This window comes from Lysinibacillus sphaericus (assembly GCF_001629735.1).
GTDB classification, from domain to species: Bacteria; Bacillota; Bacilli; order Bacillales_A; family Planococcaceae; genus Lysinibacillus; species Lysinibacillus pinottii.
Map to the genome: position 1 here is coordinate 140595 of NZ_CP015224.1, position 20369 is coordinate 160963.

The 20369-nt window shown below is 37.3% G+C and carries 20 protein-coding genes; 14 read left to right on the forward strand and 6 right to left on the reverse strand.

Going from position 1 to position 20369, the window contains the following annotated elements:
* Nucleotides 1-44: 44 nt before the first annotated feature.
* Nucleotides 45-248 (reverse strand): YlaI family protein, encoded by a 204-nt coding sequence (locus A2J09_RS00625; RefSeq protein ID WP_012293117.1) that lies wholly within the window; start codon nucleotides 246-248, stop codon nucleotides 45-47.
* An 11-nt stretch (nucleotides 249-259) separates the two neighbouring features.
* A complete protein-coding gene (locus tag A2J09_RS00630) occupies nucleotides 260-760 on the reverse strand; it encodes a molybdopterin-binding protein (RefSeq protein WP_012293118.1) in 501 nt (166 codons plus the stop codon).
* A gap of 182 nt (nucleotides 761-942) precedes the next feature.
* Here A2J09_RS00630 and A2J09_RS00635 point away from each other — a divergent pair, with 182 nt between their 5' ends.
* The 4 genes from A2J09_RS00635 (at nucleotide 943) to A2J09_RS00650 (ending at nucleotide 6709) form a co-directional block, all read left to right on the forward strand.
* Nucleotides 943-1224: an Fpa/YlaN family protein gene (locus tag A2J09_RS00635; protein ID WP_012293119.1), complete on the forward strand. Its 282-nt coding sequence runs from the start codon at nucleotides 943-945 to the stop codon at nucleotides 1222-1224.
* 62 nt (nucleotides 1225-1286) lie between these two features.
* On the forward strand, nucleotides 1287-2468 hold the full coding sequence (locus A2J09_RS00640) for an FtsW/RodA/SpoVE family cell cycle protein (RefSeq protein ID WP_012293120.1): 1182 nt from the start codon (nucleotides 1287-1289) through the stop codon (nucleotides 2466-2468).
* Nucleotides 2469-2480: 12 nt separating this feature from the next.
* On the forward strand, nucleotides 2481-5915 hold the full coding sequence (gene pyc / locus A2J09_RS00645; protein WP_012293121.1) for a pyruvate carboxylase: 3435 nt from the start codon (nucleotides 2481-2483) through the stop codon (nucleotides 5913-5915).
* 605 nt (nucleotides 5916-6520) lie between these two features.
* Nucleotides 6521-6709 carry a hypothetical protein gene (locus A2J09_RS00650; RefSeq protein WP_012293122.1) on the forward strand — a complete coding sequence of 63 codons (189 nt, stop codon included), beginning with the start codon at nucleotides 6521-6523 and terminating at the stop codon, nucleotides 6707-6709.
* Between the two features lie 50 nt (nucleotides 6710-6759).
* On the opposite strand, the gene A2J09_RS00655 is transcribed toward A2J09_RS00650, so the two are convergent.
* Complete coding sequence (locus A2J09_RS00655; RefSeq protein WP_012293123.1) at nucleotides 6760-7683, reverse strand: COX15/CtaA family protein; 924 nt, start codon at nucleotides 7681-7683, stop codon at nucleotides 6760-6762.
* A 336-nt stretch (nucleotides 7684-8019) separates the two neighbouring features.
* Here A2J09_RS00655 and cyoE point away from each other — a divergent pair, with 336 nt between their 5' ends.
* The 7 genes from cyoE to A2J09_RS00690 all read left to right on the forward strand — a co-directional run bounded on the left by cyoE (nucleotide 8020) and on the right by A2J09_RS00690 (nucleotide 14628).
* Entirely contained in the window at nucleotides 8020-8937 is a 918-nt protein-coding gene (cyoE, locus tag A2J09_RS00660; protein WP_012293124.1) for a heme o synthase, read from the forward strand.
* A gap of 100 nt (nucleotides 8938-9037) precedes the next feature.
* The gene (gene coxB / locus A2J09_RS00665; protein WP_031418894.1) at nucleotides 9038-10126 is read left to right on the forward strand and encodes a cytochrome c oxidase subunit II; all 1089 of its coding nucleotides are present in this window, start codon (nucleotides 9038-9040) and stop codon (nucleotides 10124-10126) included.
* A 40-nt stretch (nucleotides 10127-10166) separates the two neighbouring features.
* Nucleotides 10167-12050, forward strand: coding sequence for a cytochrome c oxidase subunit I (gene ctaD / locus A2J09_RS00670; RefSeq protein WP_012293125.1), 1884 nt, complete (start codon nucleotides 10167-10169; stop codon nucleotides 12048-12050).
* The gene (locus tag A2J09_RS00675) at nucleotides 12050-12676 is read left to right on the forward strand and encodes a cytochrome c oxidase subunit 3 (protein ID WP_008173951.1); all 627 of its coding nucleotides are present in this window, start codon (nucleotides 12050-12052) and stop codon (nucleotides 12674-12676) included. The genes ctaD and A2J09_RS00675 overlap by 1 nt, the downstream gene beginning before the upstream one ends.
* Complete coding sequence (locus A2J09_RS00680; RefSeq protein ID WP_012293127.1) at nucleotides 12676-13020, forward strand: cytochrome C oxidase subunit IV family protein; 345 nt, start codon at nucleotides 12676-12678, stop codon at nucleotides 13018-13020. The genes A2J09_RS00675 and A2J09_RS00680 overlap by 1 nt, the downstream gene beginning before the upstream one ends.
* Before the next feature lie 182 nt (nucleotides 13021-13202).
* Complete coding sequence (gene ctaG / locus A2J09_RS00685) at nucleotides 13203-14126, forward strand: cytochrome c oxidase assembly factor CtaG (RefSeq protein ID WP_012293128.1); 924 nt, start codon at nucleotides 13203-13205, stop codon at nucleotides 14124-14126.
* 40 nt (nucleotides 14127-14166) lie between these two features.
* Nucleotides 14167-14628 carry a DUF420 domain-containing protein gene (locus tag A2J09_RS00690; protein ID WP_012293129.1) on the forward strand — a complete coding sequence of 154 codons (462 nt, stop codon included), beginning with the start codon at nucleotides 14167-14169 and terminating at the stop codon, nucleotides 14626-14628.
* 15 nt (nucleotides 14629-14643) lie between these two features.
* Here the strand turns inward: A2J09_RS00690 and ytvI are convergent, their stop codons facing one another.
* Nucleotides 14644-15714, reverse strand: coding sequence for a sporulation integral membrane protein YtvI (gene ytvI / locus A2J09_RS00695; protein ID WP_230584348.1), 1071 nt, complete (start codon nucleotides 15712-15714; stop codon nucleotides 14644-14646).
* 140 nt (nucleotides 15715-15854) lie between these two features.
* Complete coding sequence (locus A2J09_RS00705) at nucleotides 15855-16256, reverse strand: YugN family protein (RefSeq protein ID WP_012293131.1); 402 nt, start codon at nucleotides 16254-16256, stop codon at nucleotides 15855-15857.
* Nucleotides 16257-16402: 146 nt separating this feature from the next.
* Here A2J09_RS00705 and A2J09_RS00710 point away from each other — a divergent pair, with 146 nt between their 5' ends.
* Nucleotides 16403-17542 carry a CAP domain-containing protein gene (locus tag A2J09_RS00710; RefSeq protein WP_012293132.1) on the forward strand — a complete coding sequence of 380 codons (1140 nt, stop codon included), beginning with the start codon at nucleotides 16403-16405 and terminating at the stop codon, nucleotides 17540-17542.
* A 148-nt stretch (nucleotides 17543-17690) separates the two neighbouring features.
* Nucleotides 17691-19160: a UDP-N-acetylmuramoyl-L-alanyl-D-glutamate--2,6-diaminopimelate ligase gene (locus A2J09_RS00715; protein ID WP_031418899.1), complete on the forward strand. Its 1470-nt coding sequence runs from the start codon at nucleotides 17691-17693 to the stop codon at nucleotides 19158-19160.
* Here the strand turns inward: A2J09_RS00715 and A2J09_RS00720 are convergent.
* Entirely contained in the window at nucleotides 19144-19638 is a 495-nt protein-coding gene (locus A2J09_RS00720; protein ID WP_012293134.1) for a PaaI family thioesterase, read from the reverse strand. The two genes, A2J09_RS00715 and A2J09_RS00720, sit on opposite strands and share 17 nt — an antisense overlap.
* Before the next feature lie 91 nt (nucleotides 19639-19729).
* Between A2J09_RS00720 and A2J09_RS00725 the strand changes: the two genes are divergently transcribed.
* The gene (locus A2J09_RS00725) at nucleotides 19730-20176 is read left to right on the forward strand and encodes a YlbF/YmcA family competence regulator (RefSeq protein ID WP_036160933.1); all 447 of its coding nucleotides are present in this window, start codon (nucleotides 19730-19732) and stop codon (nucleotides 20174-20176) included.
* Nucleotides 20177-20369: the final 193 nt, after the last annotated feature.

Here is a 20369-nt window from a genome sequence, read left to right on the forward strand (position 1 = left end):
AAGAGGTGTCTCCTATGGGATGCACCTCTTTTTGGTTTTATACATTAAAATTCTTTATCCATTTGTGGTGAAGTTCTATAAAAACGGAAATTACCTGTTTCTAAACGTGCAACCGTATTTTCTTTAATACGATCATGGCAATTGTCACACATATAAGTATGGATTGGACGATTACGTAATTTTTTAGCTAAAGGTAAATTATCGTCTATATTTTGAATCGTATCGCAAATTACGCATTTTACGCGCATTGCATTCCCCCCTATTCAGCGCGAATGGCTAATACGTTTTTAATAGGATTGTCAAGATTTGAACCATCTCTCATTAATACATGGATAGGACCATCCTCTAAGAGTGGTTTGCCATCTTGGCTATATTTTAAAATAAGTTTATAGGCTTCTTCAATAGAAAAAGGATATTCCTGACCATTTTCACATTCAAAGATAATCTTTGTTGCTTCAGGTTTAATTTCAGCATTTTTCAAGAAATGACCTAATTCAATACCAAATGTGCCTGTTTCCATTCCTTTACGGTCAAATTTACGCTCTGATTTTAATGTAGGTGGAAATGTAGCTCCTTCCATAATCTCACGAGACCAGTGAGCACCAACTTCACGCATATATTTGATGTCTGAATCTTCCTCAACATCTTGTGTCGTGAAATATGTTTTTAAATCTAATTTACGGTCATCGAAAATCCAAACAGTGGGATCTAATGTTAATTGATATGATACTGCGCCCTTGATAGGAATTATTGTTTCCATGATAGAAATCCTCCTCAAATCTTGTATATCCATGACATAGTATAACGCTAATGCCTAAAAATAATAAAGAAATAAAATTGGAATTCGGTATTTTCCAATGAAGACACTTGCATTTTTAACGACTAAAAGATAAACTTTATTAAGATAGAATCGAAGAAATATCAGATAATGGGGGCGTCCTCATGGATACGAAATCACAAACTTCTTTTCAAGAAAAGGCTTTGGAGCTTTTAATTGCTGATGCAGATAAGATTGCTCGCCTTATTCGAGTACAAATGGATCATTTAACAATGCCACAATGCCCTTTATATGAGGAAGTATTAGATACACAAATGTTCGGCCTGTCTCGTGAAATTGATTTTGCTGTGAAGCTAGGTCTGATTGAACGTGAAAAAGGCAAGGAAATTCTCGATTCACTCGAGAAAGAACTTTCTGTACTACACGATGCGTATACAGACAAATAAAAAGAAAAAACTCAAACGCTTTTTTGCGCTTTGAGTTTTTTTACTAGAACGAGGTTTTTCACATGAAACAATACTTAAAACGATATGCACAAAATTTTGATTACCCCTTATTTTTTACTGTCCTATTATTGAGCTTATTTGGATTAATTATGATTTATAGTTCAAGTATGATGGTAGCTATTGTACGTGAAGGAGAAGCGCCTGATTACTTTTACCAAAAGCAAATCACCAATTTAATAGTTGCCTCTTTAGGTTTTATTGTGGCAGCATTTTTCCCTTATAAGCATTATGCGAATAAGAATATTATGATGATACTTACTATCATATTAGCTGTTCTATTTACTTGGCTAAAGGTAGCAGGGCATGGTGCAGAAGATGTAGGGTCACAAAGTTGGATACGTGTGCCTGGTTTAGGAAACTTTCAGCCATCTGAATATGCAAAACTATTTATAATTTTATATTTTGCAGCTGCTTTTTATCGCAAATCACAAAAATATACATTTGAAAAACTTCAACCGACGGAAATCTTTTATCCCATTTTTCTATGGATTCTAGTAGTGGCTGGTGTTGCATTTGAAACAGATTTAGGGGCAGTTATTATTTTATGTGGTATTGCCGTATCCGTCGTAGCTTCCAGTGGTATTCCCTTTAAGACCTTTTGGAAATTTTTTGGTGTATTGGCGGCATTCGGTGCTGCAATCCTTGGCATACTTTTGTTATTCAAGGGTGAACTATTAACTGATAACCGAAAAGGGCGAATTTTATCTTATTTAAATCCGTTCGAATATGAAAATGGTAGTGGTCACCAAGTGGCCAATAGCTATTATGCAATTGGTGGAGGCGGCTTAGAAGGAAGAGGACTTGGTCAATCCATTCAAAAATTAGGGTACCTACCTGAACCACAAACAGATTTTATTATGGCTATAATTATGGAAGAATTAGGGATATGGGGAGTTTTAATCGTCCTGACTGGTTTAGGGTTTATCGTGTATAAAGGTTTTTCTATTGCTTTGCGAACAAAGGATCCAATGGCACGCATGATTGCGGCAGGTATTGCGAGCTGGATAGGCTGGCAATCGTTTATAAATCTTGGGGGTGTAACTGGGTTAATCCCGTTAACCGGTGTAACGTTACCTTTTATAAGCTATGGCGGTACATCTATAATCATTCTATCTTTAGCAATGGGAATATTAATCAATGTTTCTATGTTTGAAAAGGTAGAGAGGAAAAAAACACAATCATAAAGGGGGATATCTATGGAATCAATCAACAAAATCCTTGTAGCCAATCGAGGAGAAATTGCAATTCGTATTTTCCGTGCTTGTACGGAGCTGAATATCCAAACTGTTGCTATCTATTCAAGAGAAGATAGTGGTGCTTTTCATCGCTTTAAAGCTGATGAAGCTTATTTAGTGGGAGCGGGCAAGAAACCAATTGATGCCTATTTAGATATTGAAGGTATTATTGCCATCGCAAAAGATGCAGATGTTGATGCGATTCATCCTGGGTATGGTTTTTTATCAGAAAACGTGGAATTTGCACGTCGCTGTGAAGAAGAGGGTATTATCTTTATTGGACCAACTTCTGAACATTTAGATATGTTTGGGGATAAGGTTAAAGCACGTTTGCAAGCCATTGCGGCTGACATTCCTGTTATTCCTGGTACAGATGGCCCTGTAGCCAATTTAGCAGAGGTAGAGGCATTTGCTAGCACTTTTGGCTATCCAATTATGATTAAGGCAGCGCTTGGCGGTGGTGGTCGTGGCATGCGTCTTGTGCATGCAGCCGAGGAGCTTGCTTCTGCCTATGAACGCGCAAAATCAGAAGCAAAAGCTGCTTTTGGCTCTGATGAGGTGTATGTTGAAAAGGCCATTATAAAACCAAAGCATATTGAAGTACAAATTATTGGTGATCAGCAAGGCAATATTGTGCATTTATATGAACGCGATTGTTCAATCCAACGTCGTCACCAAAAGGTAGTTGAGATTGCTCCTTCTAACTCGATTTCCGAAGAGCTAAGAAATCGTATTTGTGCTGCTGCTGTGAAAATAATGAAGAATGTCTCGTACATAAATGCAGGGACAGTGGAATTTTTAGTCGCAGGGGACGATTTTTATTTCATCGAGGTAAACCCTCGCATTCAAGTAGAACATACGATTACAGAAATGATTACAGGTGTAGATATTGTTCATACCCAAATTAAGGTAGCAGCAGGTTATAGCCTGTTCAGCGAAGAAATTCATATGCCAAAGCAAGAAGATATGCCAATGATCGGCTATGCAATTCAGGCTCGTGTAACAACAGAGGACCCTGCTAACGACTTTATGCCGGATACAGGAAAGTTAATGGTTTACCGCTCTAGTGGTGGTTTTGGAGTGCGTTTAGATGCCGGTAATGGTTTCCAAGGTGCTGTTGTCACACCATACTATGATTCCTTACTCGTAAAAATCTCTACATCTGGCATGAATTTTAAAGAAGCTGCTGCGAAAATGGACCGAAATTTAAAAGAATTCCGTATTCGTGGCGTCAAAACGAATATTCCGTTTTTAAATAATGTTGTGACACATGAGAAATTTTTATCCGGTGCCTTTGATACAAGCTTTATTGACACTACACCAGAGCTGTTCCATTTCCCAGTACGTCAAGACCGGGGGACAAAGCTGTTAAGCTATATCGGTAATGTAACGTTAAACGGATTCCCTGGTGTGGAAAAGCAATCAAAGCCCATTTTTGTTCAACCGAACATTCCTAAAATAGATCGTTTAATTGTGCCACCAACCGGTACGAAACAAATTTTAGATACACAGGGAGCAGATGGCTTAGTGCAATGGATTTTAGCACAAGATGATGTGCTATTAACGGATACTACTTTCCGTGATGCTCATCAATCTCTTCTCGCTACTCGTGTACGCTCGCATGATATGTATCAAATTGCAGATGCAACAGCTCGTATGATGCATCAATTATTCTCTTTGGAAATGTGGGGCGGTGCTACGTTTGATGTGGCGTATCGCTTCTTAAAGGAGGACCCATGGGAGCGTTTAGCAAAACTACGTGAGCAAGTTCCAAACGTATTATTCCAAATGTTGTTGCGTGGTGCCAATGCTGTTGGTTACACGAACTATCCTGACAATTTAATCCGTGAATTTATCGCAGAATCAGCTGCATCGGGTATTGATGTGTTCCGTATTTTCGATAGCTTGAACTGGATTAAGGGAATGGAAGTAGCTATAGATGCAGCACGACAATCAGGGAAAATTGCGGAAGCGGCAATCTGCTATACTGGCGATATTCTGGATGATACTCGTGCGAAATATTCTGTGCAATATTATAAGGACATGGCCAAGGAACTTGAGGCATCTGGTGCTCATATTTTAGCTATTAAAGATATGGCTGGTTTACTGAAGCCAGAAGCAGCATATCGTTTAATTTCCGAATTAAAAGAGACGACAAGTCTGCCAATCCACTTGCATACCCATGACACTAGTGGTAATGGTATTTACTTATATGCAAAAGCCATTGAGGCAGGTGTAGATATCATTGATACAGCATTAGGGTCAATGGCGGGTCTCACATCTCAGCCAAGTGCAAACTCACTTTACTATGCCATGAAGGGCAGTAAACGTGAGCTCCGTGCAGACATCGATGCATTGGAAAGATTGTCTTATTATTGGGAAGATGTACGTAAATATTATAAGGATTTCGAAAGTGGCATGATTAGCCCACACTCTGAAATCTATGTACATGAGATGCCTGGAGGACAATATAGTAATCTACAACAACAGGCAAAAGCAGTAGGCCTTGGCGATCGCTGGGAAGAAGTTAAACGTATGTATTCCCGTGTGAACCTATTATTTGGGGACATTGTCAAAGTAACACCTTCCTCGAAGGTAGTAGGTGATATGGCACTCTTTATGGTACAAAATGACTTAGATGAAAATACTGTATTAACAAGGGGTCAAACGATTGATTTCCCAGACTCTGTTATTGAATTATTCCAAGGCTATCTAGGACAGCCACACGGCGGATTCCCTAAAGCATTGCAACAAGTAGTGCTAAAAGACCGTAAAGCTATTACAGTTCGACCTGGTGAATTATTAGAGCCTATTCAATTTGAACAATTGGAGGCAGTGCTAGAAGAAAAATTGAATCGTCCGGTTTCGAAAAAGGACGTATTGGCATATGCCCTTTATCCAAAAGTTTTTGAAGAGTATGCGAAAACGGCAGAATCTTTCGGTAATATTTCAGTTCTTGATACGCCTACATTCCTTTACGGCTTAAAGCTTGGTGAAATCATTGAAGTTGAAATCGAAAAAGGAAAAACGCTGATTATTAAACTGGTCTCTATCGGCGAACCGCAACATAATGGAACGCGTGTCCTGTACTTTGAGCTAAATGGTCAATCCCGTGAATTGGTCATTCAAGATATGACCGTGGAAGTAGATGGCAATCTGTCATTAAAGGCAGATCCAAGTAATCCAAATCAAATTGGTGCTACAATGCCTGGTACTGTATTGAAGGTCGTTGTGTCCAAAGGAAGTCCTGTAAAACGTGGTGATCATCTATTGATTACAGAGGCAATGAAAATGGAAACAACTGTCCAAGCACCAAAAGATGGTATCGTTAAAGAGGTTTATGCAAGTGCAGGAGATGCTATTTCAACAGGTGATTTGCTGATTGAAGTTGAATAACTGATAGTAATACAAGGTATGTAGATGCTTTTTTAATATCTGCATACCTTTTTTAATTGTAGAAATGAGAACAATTATATAGAATTTGATTAATTGATTAAGAGATGTTTGAGTAATCAATGAGATTTTATGGAAATTAATAAAAATACCTTTATTCAGGAAGCAAGGAAACAGCAAATTATTTGATGTAACTATAAGGACGTTCAGTGATATTGGCTATGTGAAGTCGAGTTTAGCCCAAATTGCAAATGTACTTTCATTAGCACAGCTTTAATTTCATATCATTTCGCAAAAACACATGTTGCGGATGATTCATTAGCTCATTTTATGGAGGTCATATCAAGAGATACACCCAGAAGGTAATACTGCGCTACTAGTACTGCTAATAACATTCCTTTTGATAAGTTGCCAGGTGATGGAGAAGATCTTTATTACAAGCCTTGAGCAATATATTAACTAAAGGAACAAGGGGAATATATTACATCTGTCCATGTTATGGTAAAACTTATTCAAGGATTGATTGGGGAGTACATGTTAAGAAGGATACCTCATCGAAGAGGTCATCAACATTAGCTGGACAGCTATGAAAGTAGAGGACACTAACCATGCCTAAAGCTTTATTTAATTGGATGTTTGTCATTGGTTTAATACTATTAGGTGGTCGTCTTGTAACAGTGATTTGTAGATATTTTGACATTCCATTTACATCATTCTTTAAAGACTACGCCCTAGTATCTATGATTATTTTAATAGTAGGGATTATAGGAACTGAATCTATGAAGAAACAACGATAAGAAAAAAAAAAGATTCGTTACAAATACTGTAACGAATCTTTTTTATTAAACTATTTCATTTTTTCATTGTAGTTACTACGAGCAACGAGCATGATCATGTAACATAATAGACCGAACAAGAGAGAAATTAATAATGAATGCATTAAAGCGACTGTTAAGTTCAGTTTAGTTAGGACTACTAACATACCAGCAATCACTTGTAAAAATACTATAGTAAAAGCAATGATCCAACCATAGTAAACCACACGTTGATTTTTATATTCTTTCACAGCGTGCCAAGTTATGTATGCAATCCAAATAAAAATAATAAGAACAGCTAAACGATGTCCCATTTGCACCCATTCGTACATGTTATTTGGAGATGCTAATGGTGTTTCGTTATAGCAAAATGGCCAGTCTGGGCAAATTAAGCTCGAATCTGTATGTCGAACTAACGCACCGGTATAAACGACCAAATAAGAATAAATTGTGACAGCAATTGTATGCCAACGTAACTTTTTACCAATAAATACGTTATCGGCATCAAATTTCCGATCGACTTCAAATACAATCATAGAGAGAAGCAGAACCGCGGCAAAGGAAATAAGAGAAATACCAAAATGAAGTGCTAAGATGAAATCACCTTGCCCCCATAGTACTTGAGCAGCTCCAATAAGAGCCTGCGCAATTAAGAAAAACATTGCTAAAAAACCTAAAAGTTTTACTTCACGAATATGTCCGAGCTTACGCCATGTCCAAACTGTTAACACAAGAATTGAAATAGATACGACTCCAGTAACAAGACGATGTGAGAATTCAATAAGGACTTCCGGTGTAATCTCCTTTGGAATAAGAGATCCATTACAATCAGGCCAGTTTCGACCACAGCCTAAGCCACTATCTGTTTTCGTAACGAGAGCCCCACCTAATAAAATAAGGAGCATCCCTACCGTAGCGGCAACAGCAAACCACTTTAAATATCTATTGTGTTGCATAAAATGAGTCACCTACTTTATCTATCAACATTACAAGAACGTAATGTTTCTGCTACTAGATAATATCGAAAATACGTTTAAAAAACAACTTGTAAAGGGAAGGGAGTACTAGATGTCGATTCCATTTCACAAATTGTTCATAATTTCGTGCTTTAACCTTCACAATTCATTTTAGAAAATGATTTACTATAGATATGTTGTTTTTAATTATATTTCTAGACAAAACTAATTTTTACAACTTCATCTAAATTTCACTTAATGTCTAGAAATCAATCGCAAATTTCGCTATAGTTATTGTTAGCGGAATATGCTTACAAAAATGAAAGGAGAGGTAGTATGTCAAACGGTCGTACGCTGGCGGCTACTAGAAATACTGGTCCAGAAACAACATCAGTTGTAAAAGATTTCTTAGCACTAATAAAAATTGGCATTGTAAACTCGAATCTTGTCACAACGTTTACAGGGATGTGGCTGGCTTTTCAATTTACTAGTAGACACTTCTTGCAAGAACTGGATGTCATCTTATTCACCATGCTGGGTGCGGCATTAATCATTGGTGGCTCAGGTGCAATGAATAACTTTATTGATCAAGATATAGATCCGATCATGAAAAGAACGAAGGCAAGACCGACAGTGACTGGCAGATTCAAGCCAAATTTTGTATTGACCATTGCCCTCTCATTTTTAATTGTAGGTGAAATTTTGTTATTTGCGGCATCGTTTGCAGCCGGCATGTGGGGACTAGCAGGAATATTTGCTTATGTCGTTCTGTATTCAATGTGGTCAAAGAGAAAGCATGTTAGTAACACGGTTGTAGGAAGCATTTCAGGGGCTATTCCTCCTATTATTGGATTCGCAGCAGTTGAGCCTGCTTTAGGTCCAGGAGCACTTGCCTTATTTCTAATTATGTTTGCATGGCAACCACCACATTTCTACGCGCTTGCTATGAAACGTACAGAGGAATATCGTGCAGCTAAAATACCAATGCTACCAGTTGTAAAGGGATTTAAACGTACAAAGTACTCAATGTTATTCTGGATTCTTTTATTATTACCGTTACCTTTCCTTTTACCGGAGCTTGGAATTGGCTTTTTAACTCTTGCTACTGCATTGAACTTGGGTTGGTTAATACTAGCTCTGAAAGGCTTTACAGCAAAAGATGATATGAAATGGGCAAACAGAATGTTTATTTATTCATTGAATCATATGACCATACTATTTGTATCCATCATAATATTTGCGGTGTTTAGCTAAATTTAGGAATTCTTTCTTTTTTAAAAGAATTCATATAGACAGAACTAATGTCCTATGTACACATGAAAATACAACAAAGAAAGAGGGGTTTAATTAAGCTATGATGAAAGGGCTTAAAAAATGGCGTCTTTTTTCACTTCTAGCAGTGATGATGGTTTTCCTTTCAGGTTGTGGTGAAGATTATCTTTCTACACTAAAACCATCTGGAGAAGTAGGTAAACAACAATTAAATTTATTACTGTTAACTACTGTAATTATGACGCTAGTAGTGGTAATAGTATCCGTTATTTATTTACTTGCATTCCTGAAATACCGTCGTTCACGCGTTGGTGAAAATGTTATCCCTAAGCAAGTAGAGGGTAGTCATACGTTAGAAGTGATTTGGACAGTTATACCAATTATTCTATTATTAATTATCGCTGTACCAGTTGTTACAACTACTTATAAATTTGCAGATGTTGCTGCAATGGATGAGGTAGATGAAGAGGGGAACAAAACTGCCCTAACAATCAATGTAACAGCAAAATTGTACTGGTGGGAGTTCGAATATCCTAACCAAGGTATTATAACGGCTCAAGAGCTAGTAGTACCAACAGGTGAAAAAGTTTACTTTAATTTAAAAGCTGCCGATGTTAAGCACTCATTCTGGATTCCTGCTGTAGGCGGTAAAATGGATACAAACGTAGAAAACTTAAACAAATTCTATTTAGTATTTGATAAAGAATCTAAAGACCTAAAAGATGGCGTATTTTATGGTAAATGTGCTGAATTATGTGGACCTTCACATGCTTTAATGGACTTTAAAGTAAAAGCTTTAAGCCCAGATGCATTTGACGCATGGGTTGATGCAATGAAAGCAACAGAAGGACAGACTGCTGACAAAGCATCATCAGATCTTGGCGAAGCAACTTTTGCTAACAGCTGCTTAGGCTGTCATGCTATCTCTGGTTCAGGAGCAGGCGGTACACCAGGTCCAAACTTAACTACGTTTGGTGACCGTAACCGTGTTGCTGGTTTCTTAGAACACAATGAAGAAAACTTAAAAGCTTGGATTAAAAACCCTGAGGAATTTAAACCAGGTAACTTGATGATGAATGCTGATGGTACTGCACCTATATACGGCAATTTATCTGACGAAGAAATTGAAGCTCTTGCAACTTATATCATGGGCTTATCAGTTGAAAAATAATTTCCGTTCTATGTAACAAATTTTGAGGGAGGTAAAAGTTGTGAGCTCATACACACAGAAAAAGGGCTTTGGAGCAACTGTCTGGGATTACATTACTACTGTTGACCATAAAAAGTTAGCAGTTATGTATTTATTAGCCGGTACATTGTTCTTCGCTATCGCTGGTTTTGAAGCGTTATTAATGCGTATTCAGTTAATGAAACCAAATAACGATTTCGTGTCAGCTGGTTTTTTCAATGAATTATTAACAATGCACGGAACAACGATGTTATTCCTAGCTGCTACTCCATTACTATTCGCATTTATGAACATGCTTGTACCATTACAAATTGGTGCACGTGACGTTGCATTCCCGTTCCTTAACTCATTAGGGTTCTGGTTATTCTTCCTAGGTGCAGTATTCCTTCACCTGTCATTCTTTATGGGTGGCGCTCCTGATGCGGGCTGGACTTCTTATGCATCACTATCTTTATATTCTCCAGGGCATGGTATTGACTTCTATGTACTTGGTTTACAGATTTCAGGTGCAGGTACGTTAATTTCGGGTCTTAACTTTATCGTTACGATTATCACGATGCGTGCTCCTGGTATGACATTCATGCGTATGCCATTATTCACATGGACAGCTCTTGTATCAAGTGCATTAATTTTATTCGCATTCCCTCCATTAACAATTGGTTTATTAATGATGTTATTTGACCGTATGTTCGGTGGTAACTTCTTTGACCATACAATGGGTGGTAACACAGTTATTTGGGAACACTTATTCTGGATCTTCGGACACCCAGAAGTATATATCTTAGTATTACCTGCGTTCGGATTATTCTCTGAGATTATCCCAGCGTTCTCTCGTAAACGTTTATTCGGATACTCTTCAATGGTATTCGCAACAATTTTAATCGGTTTCTTAGGGTTCATGGTTTGGGCCCACCATATGTTTACAGTTGGTCTTGGACCAACAGCAAACGCTATCTTCGCCGTTGCAACAATGGCAATTGCCGTTCCAACAGGTATGAAGGTATTCAACTGGATCCTAACGATTTGGGGTGGATCTATTAAAGTTACAACACCAATGCTTTATGCACTTGGTTTCATTCCGTCATTCGTTGCGGGTGGTGTTACAGGGGTAATGCAAGCATCTGCACCTCTTGACTACCAATTACATGATTCTTACTTTATCGTAGCTCACTTCCACTACGTAATCGTTGGTGGTATCGTTACTGCATTATTTGGTTCAGCACATTTCTACTGGCCAATTTTCTTCAACCGTATGTTAAACGAAACGCTTGGTAAAATTACTTTCTGGATATTCTTTATCGGATTCCATTTAACGTTCTTCGTTCAACACTTCCTTGGTTTAATGGGTATGCCACGTCGTGTATTCACTTACATGGAAGGTCAAGGTTGGGATCAATTCAACTATATCTCTACAATCGGTGCATTAATGATGGGTGTAGGGGTTATCTTAATGGTAATCAACTGCTTAATGTCTATCAAAGGCAAACCAGCAGGTCGCGATCCATGGGGCGATGGACGTACATTAGAATGGTCAATTCCACAACCAATTCCATTCTACAACTTCCGTCAAACACCTCTTGTTCGTGGTTTAGATCCATGGTGGATTGAAAAACAAGAAGGTAACAAAGAAGTTACATTTGCTGAGCCACTAGGCGATATTCATATGCCAAATAACTCAGCGATTCCATTCGTTATTTCATTAGGTATGTTTATTGCAGCATTCGGTGCACTTTATAATCCTGATGCAGATAAACCTTGGTCAATTTATGTTTTAATTGCAGGTCTTGCAATTACATTTGGCGCAATGATTGTCCGCTCTGTTAAAGATGATCACGGCTTCCATTTACACAAAGAAGAAATTCTTGAAATTGAAGAACAACTTTATGGCAAAGGGGGAAATAAATAATGGATTTCAATACTAAATTTACTCCTCATACTTGGCCAGATCATCCTGAACAAGCAACGCTGGAAGGTAAAAACAAAGTCGTTGGTTTCTGGATTTTCCTTGCCTGTGAAGTTGTACTTTTCGCAAGTTTATTCGCTACTTATTTAGCGCTTAAGAACAAAGGGCCAGCTGGCATGGAGTTCACAACTCAAGGTTTATTTGAATTACCATTAGCATTTGCTATGACGATGTTACTTTTAACATCTTCACTAACATCTGTTTATGCAATTTACCATATGCGTAACTTTAACTTTAAAGGAATGCAAACTTGGTTAGCAATTACTTTAGCTTTAGGTCTTGGTTTCTTAGCTCTTGAAATTTATGAGTTCCAACACTATGTACATCTTGGTTTTACATTTAACCAGTCTGCATTCGCAACTGCGTTCTATTCTTTAGTTGGTACACATGGTTTCCACGTAACTTTAGGACTTGTATGGATCGCAACTTTAATGATTCGTAATGCTAAACGTGGTTTAAACTTATACAATGCACCTAAATTCTTCGTAGCTGCTTTATATTGGCACTTTATCGACGTTGTTTGGGTATTCATCTTTACAGTAGTTTACTTGATGGGAGTGATCGGATAATGTCTTCACACGATACACCTATAGTTGCTAAATCACAGGCACAATATGAGTATGATCGTCATCATAATGCCGTTCATATGCGTAAACAAGTACTCAACTTTGCGATTATGATTTTCTTTACTTTTATCGCTTTCGCAGTAGTTGCAGCTGATTTTTCTAAATACTTAATTATGCCATTCGTTTTATTATTAGCGGGTGTTCAAGTTGTACTTCAACTGTATTCTTTCATGCACTTAGAAGACAAAAAAACACACTTCGGTGGCGTTATTGGTTTCTTCATGTGGATGGGGATTTTAATTGCATTTACATTCTTCTTAGCATTCTTAACAATTATTTGGTGGTAATCACCAAAAAAAGCACGTTCGTTACTTTGTACGAACGTGCTTTTTTTATTTTAAATTTTAGTGATAGTTGCAAAAAGAAGCAAACACTGGCAATCTTAACATTTGTTCACCTTTCGTTCATTGCAGTATAGCTGTAAGCGTTTTATAATAGGAGTACTGAAGTTTAAAGGAGTGCGTTCTATATGCCACTTAGTATATTTGGTTTCCAAGCATTATGGAGCCCATATTTAATAGGGGTTCTTGTCTTTATAACAATCATCTATTTTTTAGTCACAGTAAAGTGGCGTCAGGATTTTAAAGAAAGTGAACCTTTAAAAAAGGGACAAGCAATCTATTTCGTATTAGCCATGATTACCATTTATATCATTAAAGGATCTCCAGTTGATTTAATGGCTCATATTATGTTTACAATGCATATGGTTCAAATGGCTATTTTATTATTACTAGTACCGATTTTCTTAATTAAAGGAATACCTTGGTGGGTTTGGAAGGTTGCCATTGAAGCACCTGTTGTTAGAACTATATTTAAAGTATTAACACTACCAGTTGTTGCCGTGTTTGTGTTTATTGGTCTATTTTCCTTCTATCATTTACCAGATGTATTAGATTATATTAAATTAAATGAAACGCTACATGGTACCTATACATTTGTCTTATTCCTATCTGCTGTATTTATGTACTGGCCTTTAATTCAAAATATCCCTGGTAGAGCTCAAATGAAGCCCTTGCATAAATTAGGCTATATTATTGCAAATGCCGTTTTAATTACTCCTGCCTGCGGATTAATCATATTTGCGCCTAATGCCATGTATGAAACGTATACGAATGGTGAAGCTTGGTTAAAGGCAATGGAGCTCTGTGTTCCAGCTTCTACGTTATCGGGGCTATCATTATCAGGACCTGAGTTATTTACAGACATGAAACCTGTTGCTGACCAGCAGTTAGGTGGCGTACTAATGAAAATCATACAAGAGCTTATTTTTGGTGTATTACTTGGTGCCATCTTTACAAAATGGTATCGTGCTGAACAAAAGGATCCAGATAAAATTACAGCTGATGCATTAGCAGCCCATCAAAAAAAGTGGGAAAGTCAACAGCAACATTAATTATAAAATAGAAATTTACTTTGTATAAGGGGTTTTGATAATGGAATTGCAAATTTTGCCTACTATTAGTACATCGTTTATCGTCATTAGTGCCGTACTAGTAGCAATAGGATGGGGCTTAATTATAAAAAGAAATGTAGAAGGGCATAAAAAGGTAATGCTTGCTGCAGGTGTTGCTGCTCTTATCTTCTTTATTATTTATGCTTCACGTACGGTGTTTATTGGAAATACTGCCTTTGGTGGTGGAGAACATTTAAAACCATATTATACGTTCTTCTTGATATTCCATATTATTTTAGCAACATCTGGTGCCGTGTTTGGGATAGTTAGTATTATTTCAGGTCTTAAAACAAACCTAAAATTACACCGTCGTATCGGACCAATTACAAGTATTATTTGGTTCTTCGTCGCTATAACAGGTGTCCTTGTTTATTTATTATTGTATGTTTTATTTGAACCAGGCGAAACAACATCCGTTATTAAAGCTATTTTAGGCTTATAATAAAAATCTCCCACCTCATTTTTCTATAGGTGGGAGGTTTTTTGTCGTTGGCTGAAGTAATGAGAGTACCACTACAAAAAGTAATGGACCAATTAAAATACCCAAAAATCCAAAAATTTTGAATCCAATAAACATGGCAATAAAAGTTGAAAGAGAAGAAAGTCCAATTTTATCACCTATTATTTTAGGCTCAATCATACGACGAACTAAAAATTGACCTACTGTTAATACAATTAATACAACGGCATAAAGATAGTCGCCAGCAAAAACTTGATAGATTGCCCAAGGGACTAATAAAATAAAGGAGTCTAGAAAAGGAATAAAGTCCAAGACGACAAGCAGCAATGCTAACAATAGAGGGAATGGCGTTTTAAGAAAATAAAAGGCAGCGATAGCTAAAGCAAAAATGCCTAATCCTACTAGCAATTGTGCTTTCAAAAATCCAAATAAGGCTAGTTTTACTCGTTGCCCAATAAATACAATTTTCTGATGGTAATGGAAAGGGATGGGCATTAATATTTTTTGATTGATGGTTGGCAATTCCAAAAGTAACATATATAAGACGATCCAATAGACAAAAATATCAAATAATCGTGTAGGGATATACGTTAATAAGGCTGACCAGACATCGATGTTTGTTAAAGAGAGTGCAAAATTTTCAGTGGAAACTAAAGCTCTTGCAATCATATATTGAATTTGTGAAACTAGCTCTACAGGTAAATGGTAGGTGTGGTTACTCAATTTAGATTGCATTTGAATCCATAGTGCAGAAAGTTGATTCAGATAATCTGGAATATGAATTATAAAAGATGAAAATTGTTTCCAGCTTATATAAATAATAAGCGTACATAATAATAAAGATATACTTAGAAAAAATATAAAAAAGATCGAGACCACTATTTTACGCTTTTTTCGAAAACGTTTGCTCATCCGAACTATAATAGGTTCTAAAAGTAAGGCGGTTAAGTAGGCAAGTAAGATCGGCAATGATATTGAAATGAACCAGAGAAGAAAGACCCCAATTGCGATAACGATTATGGGATGACGAAAAAAAGGACGATTAAAAAAGGACAACAATTTTCTCACCTACATCTTCTTATAGATATAGGTAGTATGAGAAGAAATCAAATTTTTACTCAAAATAAAAAAGACTGGGCTACCAGTCTTTTCGTAACAATGAAGCTATTTAATGCGATACTTGCTATCACTTTTTCAGTTAATAAAGATTAGCGTGCGTTAACAGGTTCAAAGTTATTTTTATTTGTAGGCTCGATTGAGAATTGATCTAATTCTAATTTAACCTTTTTTAAGATTTCTTCACATTTTTTCACTAGGTGTGCTGGGTAAACTTCATCATCCCCATATTCAACACCATGTGGATAATAGTACTTACCAAGTGCTGGCTTCATTAAAGTAAGGATGGCATCGTGAGCACCAACATCACCAGAAATGGCATATGCGAAAACGCGTAGGTAATAGCGACCTTCACGAGTATCGAAACGTTTATCGAATGTCATACGTTCATAATCCCAACCGCCATCACATTCTAAACCATGTTTTTTCATAATGCTGACAAGTAGCTCTTGATCAGCTGTTAAATTTTCAAGGTTAGTATTTTCAAAATACATGTATAATCCTCCTTTAGGTTCTCGTACAAAGTATACGCTCATTTTTATAATAGAGCATATTCGACATTGTTGCAATGACAACATTGTGTCAACCCAATTACAATTGATATAATAACTTACAATAATGGTGATGAAAGGAGTCCTATATGAAAGCTTTATTCCGCATATTAATGATTTGTGGTGCGATAGCATTAATCGGCTTTATGTTTTTTAATACCCCTAAGGAAAATGAACCACTAGAAGGCCCGAATACCAATTCTAATATAATCCCTCAAACAGAACTAAAACAGCCTGATATAGGAGCAATGACACGTCCACAAACGGGTATTTCAACATTAATAGGGAAAGGCACACAAACTGTTTTGGAACAATATGGGGTACCAGGAAGAAAGGAACCCTCCTCGTTTGGGTATGAATGGTGGGTCTATAATAAAGATATTTCTACCTTTTTTATGATTGGCGTTGAAAATAACGTTGTTACGCAAGTTTACATAGCAGGGCAAGATATCAATGCTTTCCCTTTTAAAGTAGGACAAAAACGCGATGAAATTTATCGCATGACGATTATTGATTATGAGGTAGCCGCCAATGTTGGTGATAATATTTACATATTCTCGATGAATGAAGAAGATATGCAAACAAGATTACTGGTCAAATTTGATGGACTCTATGCTCAGCTTTATATTGACCGAGAAACAAGTGAGTTACAGGGGATCCGATATACCGATAGTGAAACACTTGTCCTTCACCAGCCATATGAAATGAGTTATCAAGGAGAGCTTGTTAGACGTACACCGCCTTCTTCATTTTTACAGCAAGAAATTGATAGGGCGAATGCCAAACAGCTCGATGATTTACTAAATGTAACGAGAAAGCATCATGGGTTGCTGCCTGTAGAAATGAATGAATCATTGGAAAATACAGCGAGAATGCATAGCGAAGATATGAAGGTACAAAATTTTTTATCACATGAATCCCCCACTTATGGAGATCTTAAAAAGAGGTTACAAGCACAGAACATTGACTATAGCGATGCTAATGAAAATCTAGCAACTGCCTATTTTGATGCGATTGAGGCAATGCATGGCTGGACAAATTCACCAGAACATCGAAAAGTTCTTCTAAATGATAAATATTCACAAGTTGGTTCAGGCGTTTTCGTTGATTATTATACACAAATTTATCTAGAACCTGCTTCACAGAAGGTGGATCATGAGGAGTCAAATAATGAAGACACTGAAAGTGAGGAACCTGTAGAGGAAGAGAATAAGGACCAATCACCATAAAATAATAAATTTACATGAAGACAAGCCTTCGCTGAATGGACTTGTCTTCATTTTTTTGTGCTTGTTAGTGCTCCGATTGGCTTCAACATTTTTCGTCACACCGTTACAAAGGCCGTCATATGATAGAGAACTGAAAGGGGGAAGAGGCTTGCAATTAGCAGAGTTATTGAAAGACTGGCCATGTAGCGTGACGGGAGGTTCGATTCGAACAGAAATTACAGGCGTAGAGGATTATGCACAGGCCGTACAACCTGGCGACATTTTTATTGTACGAAAAGGCAAAAAAACTTCAGGAAGTCGTTTTGTCAAAGAAGCATTGGCCCGTGGAGCAGCCGCAATTGTCTCGGAGGAAAGTATTTCTTTACCCATTATTGATAAAGAAATTCCTTTTGTATGGGTTCCTAATACAGCCTTATTTCTATCGTATGCAAGTGCAAAGCTAGCGGCTTTTCCGGCAGAAGCATTAAGTGTTATTGCAATAACGGGGACAAATGGGAAGACCACAGTGAGTCACTTTGTCAGTCAACTTTTAAACGCTCTACATAAAAAAGCAGCGGTTATAGGAACGATTGGGTTTTATCTTGATGGCGAAAAGCAACAAACATCTTATGAGCAGCTTACCACATTGCAGGCTAAAGAATTACATCCGATATTAAAACAATGTGTACGCAAAGGTGTCTCACATGTAGTGTTAGAAGCATCTTCAATGGGATTACAGCAACATAGACTTGATCATTGTGATATTGATTGTGGAGTGTTTTTAAACTTATCAGAAGATCATTTAGAAGATCATGGGGGATTAGAAGCCTATAAACGTGCGAAAAAAAGATTAGCTGACTTATCTAAAAAGTTAGTATTAAACGGCGATGATAACTTTTGCCGTTCTGTTGGAATTTATGATAAGAAAAAATCCTGCTCATTTGGCTTTGATAATCACAATGATTTACATATCCAAATTGTCAGTGAAACAGTTGGCAAAACAGTGCTTTGCTTACAAACATCTGCGAGTGAGCATATTGTAGAAATCCCATTTGTAGGGAAGTATCATGTGCAAAATACGGTTGCAGCATTGATGGCAGTATGGCGCTTAGGAATTCCAATAGATGATATAATCGAACATATGTGGTCCTTAAAGCTTCCAGAAGGTAGGCTCGAGAAGATCGATAACCCAGTTGGAATTGATGTTTATGTAGATTATGCTCATACTGCTGAAGCGCTCCAAGCGGTGTTACAAACCTTCGATCGTTCGAAAACGATTTATCTTGTCTTTAGTTGTGGAGGAAATCGAGATAAAGCGAAACGCTTTGCTATGGGCGCTGTAGCAAGCAAATATGCAGACGTTATCTATTTAACAACAGATAATCCTCGAGATGAAGATCCAATCATAATTAATGAAAGTATTATTGCTGGTTTTACAGAGCAACAATACTATGAAATTTATTTAGACCGTAAAGTGGCAATCCATCAAGCGTTAGCGAAGGCAAAAAAAGGGGACATTGTCCTTGTTGCCGGAAAAGGGCATGAACAAACACAGCAAATTAAAAATCAAAAATTCCCTTTTTCCGATCAACAGTGTATCAAAGACTATTTTACAGGTTTACTTACCGACGCTGAATAACAAAGAATGATCCCGTAGCAATGGCTAGCTTGCGCCCTGTCTCATCTTCAATATCGCATTCCATTACAAGTGTTTGCCGCCCTTTATGAACAAAACGACCACGCGCAATTAATTCTTTATTCGTTGTTGTGGCAATATACGTGACATTCATATTTGTAGTTACTACATTAAATCCTTCTGGTACAGAACGGGAAGCAAGTCCACCCATTGCCGCATCGGCTATAGTCGCAATAATGCCGCCGTGTGGCACCTTTATCGTGTTATGAATAACTGGTGTAATGGGAATACGAACCTCACTGACTTCAGGCTCAAACTTGCCAACCATGTGTAAGGCAGCGTTAATAAAGCGACGATGAATGCCTTGTTGTTTTTCTCGGAGCCCGGTTAAAAGATGTAAAAGAACTTCTTCATCTTCCTCCGTACTATCTTGTAAAATTGCCCCTAATAATAGATCGATTTTTTCTTTGGATGTTGTCATCAATTGGAAAAACCTCTTTCATTAATAATCTCATTAATGTAAAATTACCATAAAATCTGTTATGATGGGAAAGAGATTGGGGGAATTAAAAATGATGATGACCTCTGACTGGGTATTCATTTTAGATGAGGCGGAAGCGCTTTGTGAGATGATTCTTTCCTCAGAACCTGCGATGGCGCTCCGACAAGCGTATGATGCCGTTTATAGTGATACACAAATTGTAGAAGCTATTTACGCGTTTAATCGCATGAAAGAACAGTACGAAGATGTACAACGTTTCGGAAAATATCATCCGGACTACCATACAATTATGAAGTCGATTCGCCAACAGAAGAGGGCGCTTGACTTAAATGAAAAGGTTTCTGCCTTAAAAATTGCTGAAAACGATTTTCAGGACTTGCTTGATGAGATTAGCCTACTTGTAGGGAAAACAGTCTCTGAAGCGGTAAAAGTTCCTGTAAGCAATCCATTCTTTGCATCTGGTTCATCTTGCGGAGGAGGATGTAGCTCGGGCGGTTCATGCTCATGCTCAGCGTAAATGAAGATGTGTTAAAACACATCTCTACTAGACTGTACACAACTCGAAGTAAAACTGAGTTTGTTTACAGTCTTTTTCTATACAATTATGGCAGGAGGCAATATACATGAAAAACATAGGATTGCAGTCGTACCAGAAGATGGTATATGAAAAGAGGTAGTACCAGCAGTTATAGATGCACATGCACTTAATA

Excerpts from the sequence above, each read along its gene's own strand:
- A2J09_RS00630 (WP_012293118.1), bottom strand. The coding sequence starts at position 760 with ATGGAAACAATAATTCCTATCAAGGGCGCAGTATCATATCAATTAACA.
- ctaG (WP_012293128.1), top strand. The coding sequence starts at position 13,203 with ATGCCACTTAGTATATTTGGTTTCCAAGCATTATGGAGCCCATATTTA.
- A2J09_RS00650 (WP_012293122.1), top strand. The coding sequence starts at position 6,521 with ATGCCTAAAGCTTTATTTAATTGGATGTTTGTCATTGGTTTAATACTA.
- A2J09_RS00640 (WP_012293120.1), top strand. The coding sequence starts at position 1,287 with ATGAAACAATACTTAAAACGATATGCACAAAATTTTGATTACCCCTTA.
- A2J09_RS00680 (WP_012293127.1), top strand. The coding sequence starts at position 12,676 with ATGTCTTCACACGATACACCTATAGTTGCTAAATCACAGGCACAATAT.
- cyoE (WP_012293124.1), top strand. The coding sequence starts at position 8,020 with ATGTCAAACGGTCGTACGCTGGCGGCTACTAGAAATACTGGTCCAGAA.
- A2J09_RS00655 (WP_012293123.1), bottom strand. The coding sequence starts at position 7,683 with ATGCAACACAATAGATATTTAAAGTGGTTTGCTGTTGCCGCTACGGTA.
- A2J09_RS00690 (WP_012293129.1), top strand. The coding sequence starts at position 14,167 with ATGGAATTGCAAATTTTGCCTACTATTAGTACATCGTTTATCGTCATT.
- A2J09_RS00710 (WP_012293132.1), top strand. The coding sequence starts at position 16,403 with ATGAAAGCTTTATTCCGCATATTAATGATTTGTGGTGCGATAGCATTA.
- A2J09_RS00625 (WP_012293117.1), bottom strand. The coding sequence starts at position 248 with ATGCGCGTAAAATGCGTAATTTGCGATACGATTCAAAATATAGACGAT.
- A2J09_RS00675 (WP_008173951.1), top strand. The coding sequence starts at position 12,050 with ATGGATTTCAATACTAAATTTACTCCTCATACTTGGCCAGATCATCCT.
- A2J09_RS00725 (WP_036160933.1), top strand. The coding sequence starts at position 19,730 with ATGATGATGACCTCTGACTGGGTATTCATTTTAGATGAGGCGGAAGCG.
- A2J09_RS00705 (WP_012293131.1), bottom strand. The coding sequence starts at position 16,256 with ATGTATTTTGAAAATACTAACCTTGAAAATTTAACAGCTGATCAAGAG.
- coxB (WP_031418894.1), top strand. The coding sequence starts at position 9,038 with ATGATGAAAGGGCTTAAAAAATGGCGTCTTTTTTCACTTCTAGCAGTG.
- pyc (WP_012293121.1), top strand. The coding sequence starts at position 2,481 with ATGGAATCAATCAACAAAATCCTTGTAGCCAATCGAGGAGAAATTGCA.
- A2J09_RS00720 (WP_012293134.1), bottom strand. The coding sequence starts at position 19,638 with ATGACAACATCCAAAGAAAAAATCGATCTATTATTAGGGGCAATTTTA.
- A2J09_RS00635 (WP_012293119.1), top strand. The coding sequence starts at position 943 with ATGGATACGAAATCACAAACTTCTTTTCAAGAAAAGGCTTTGGAGCTT.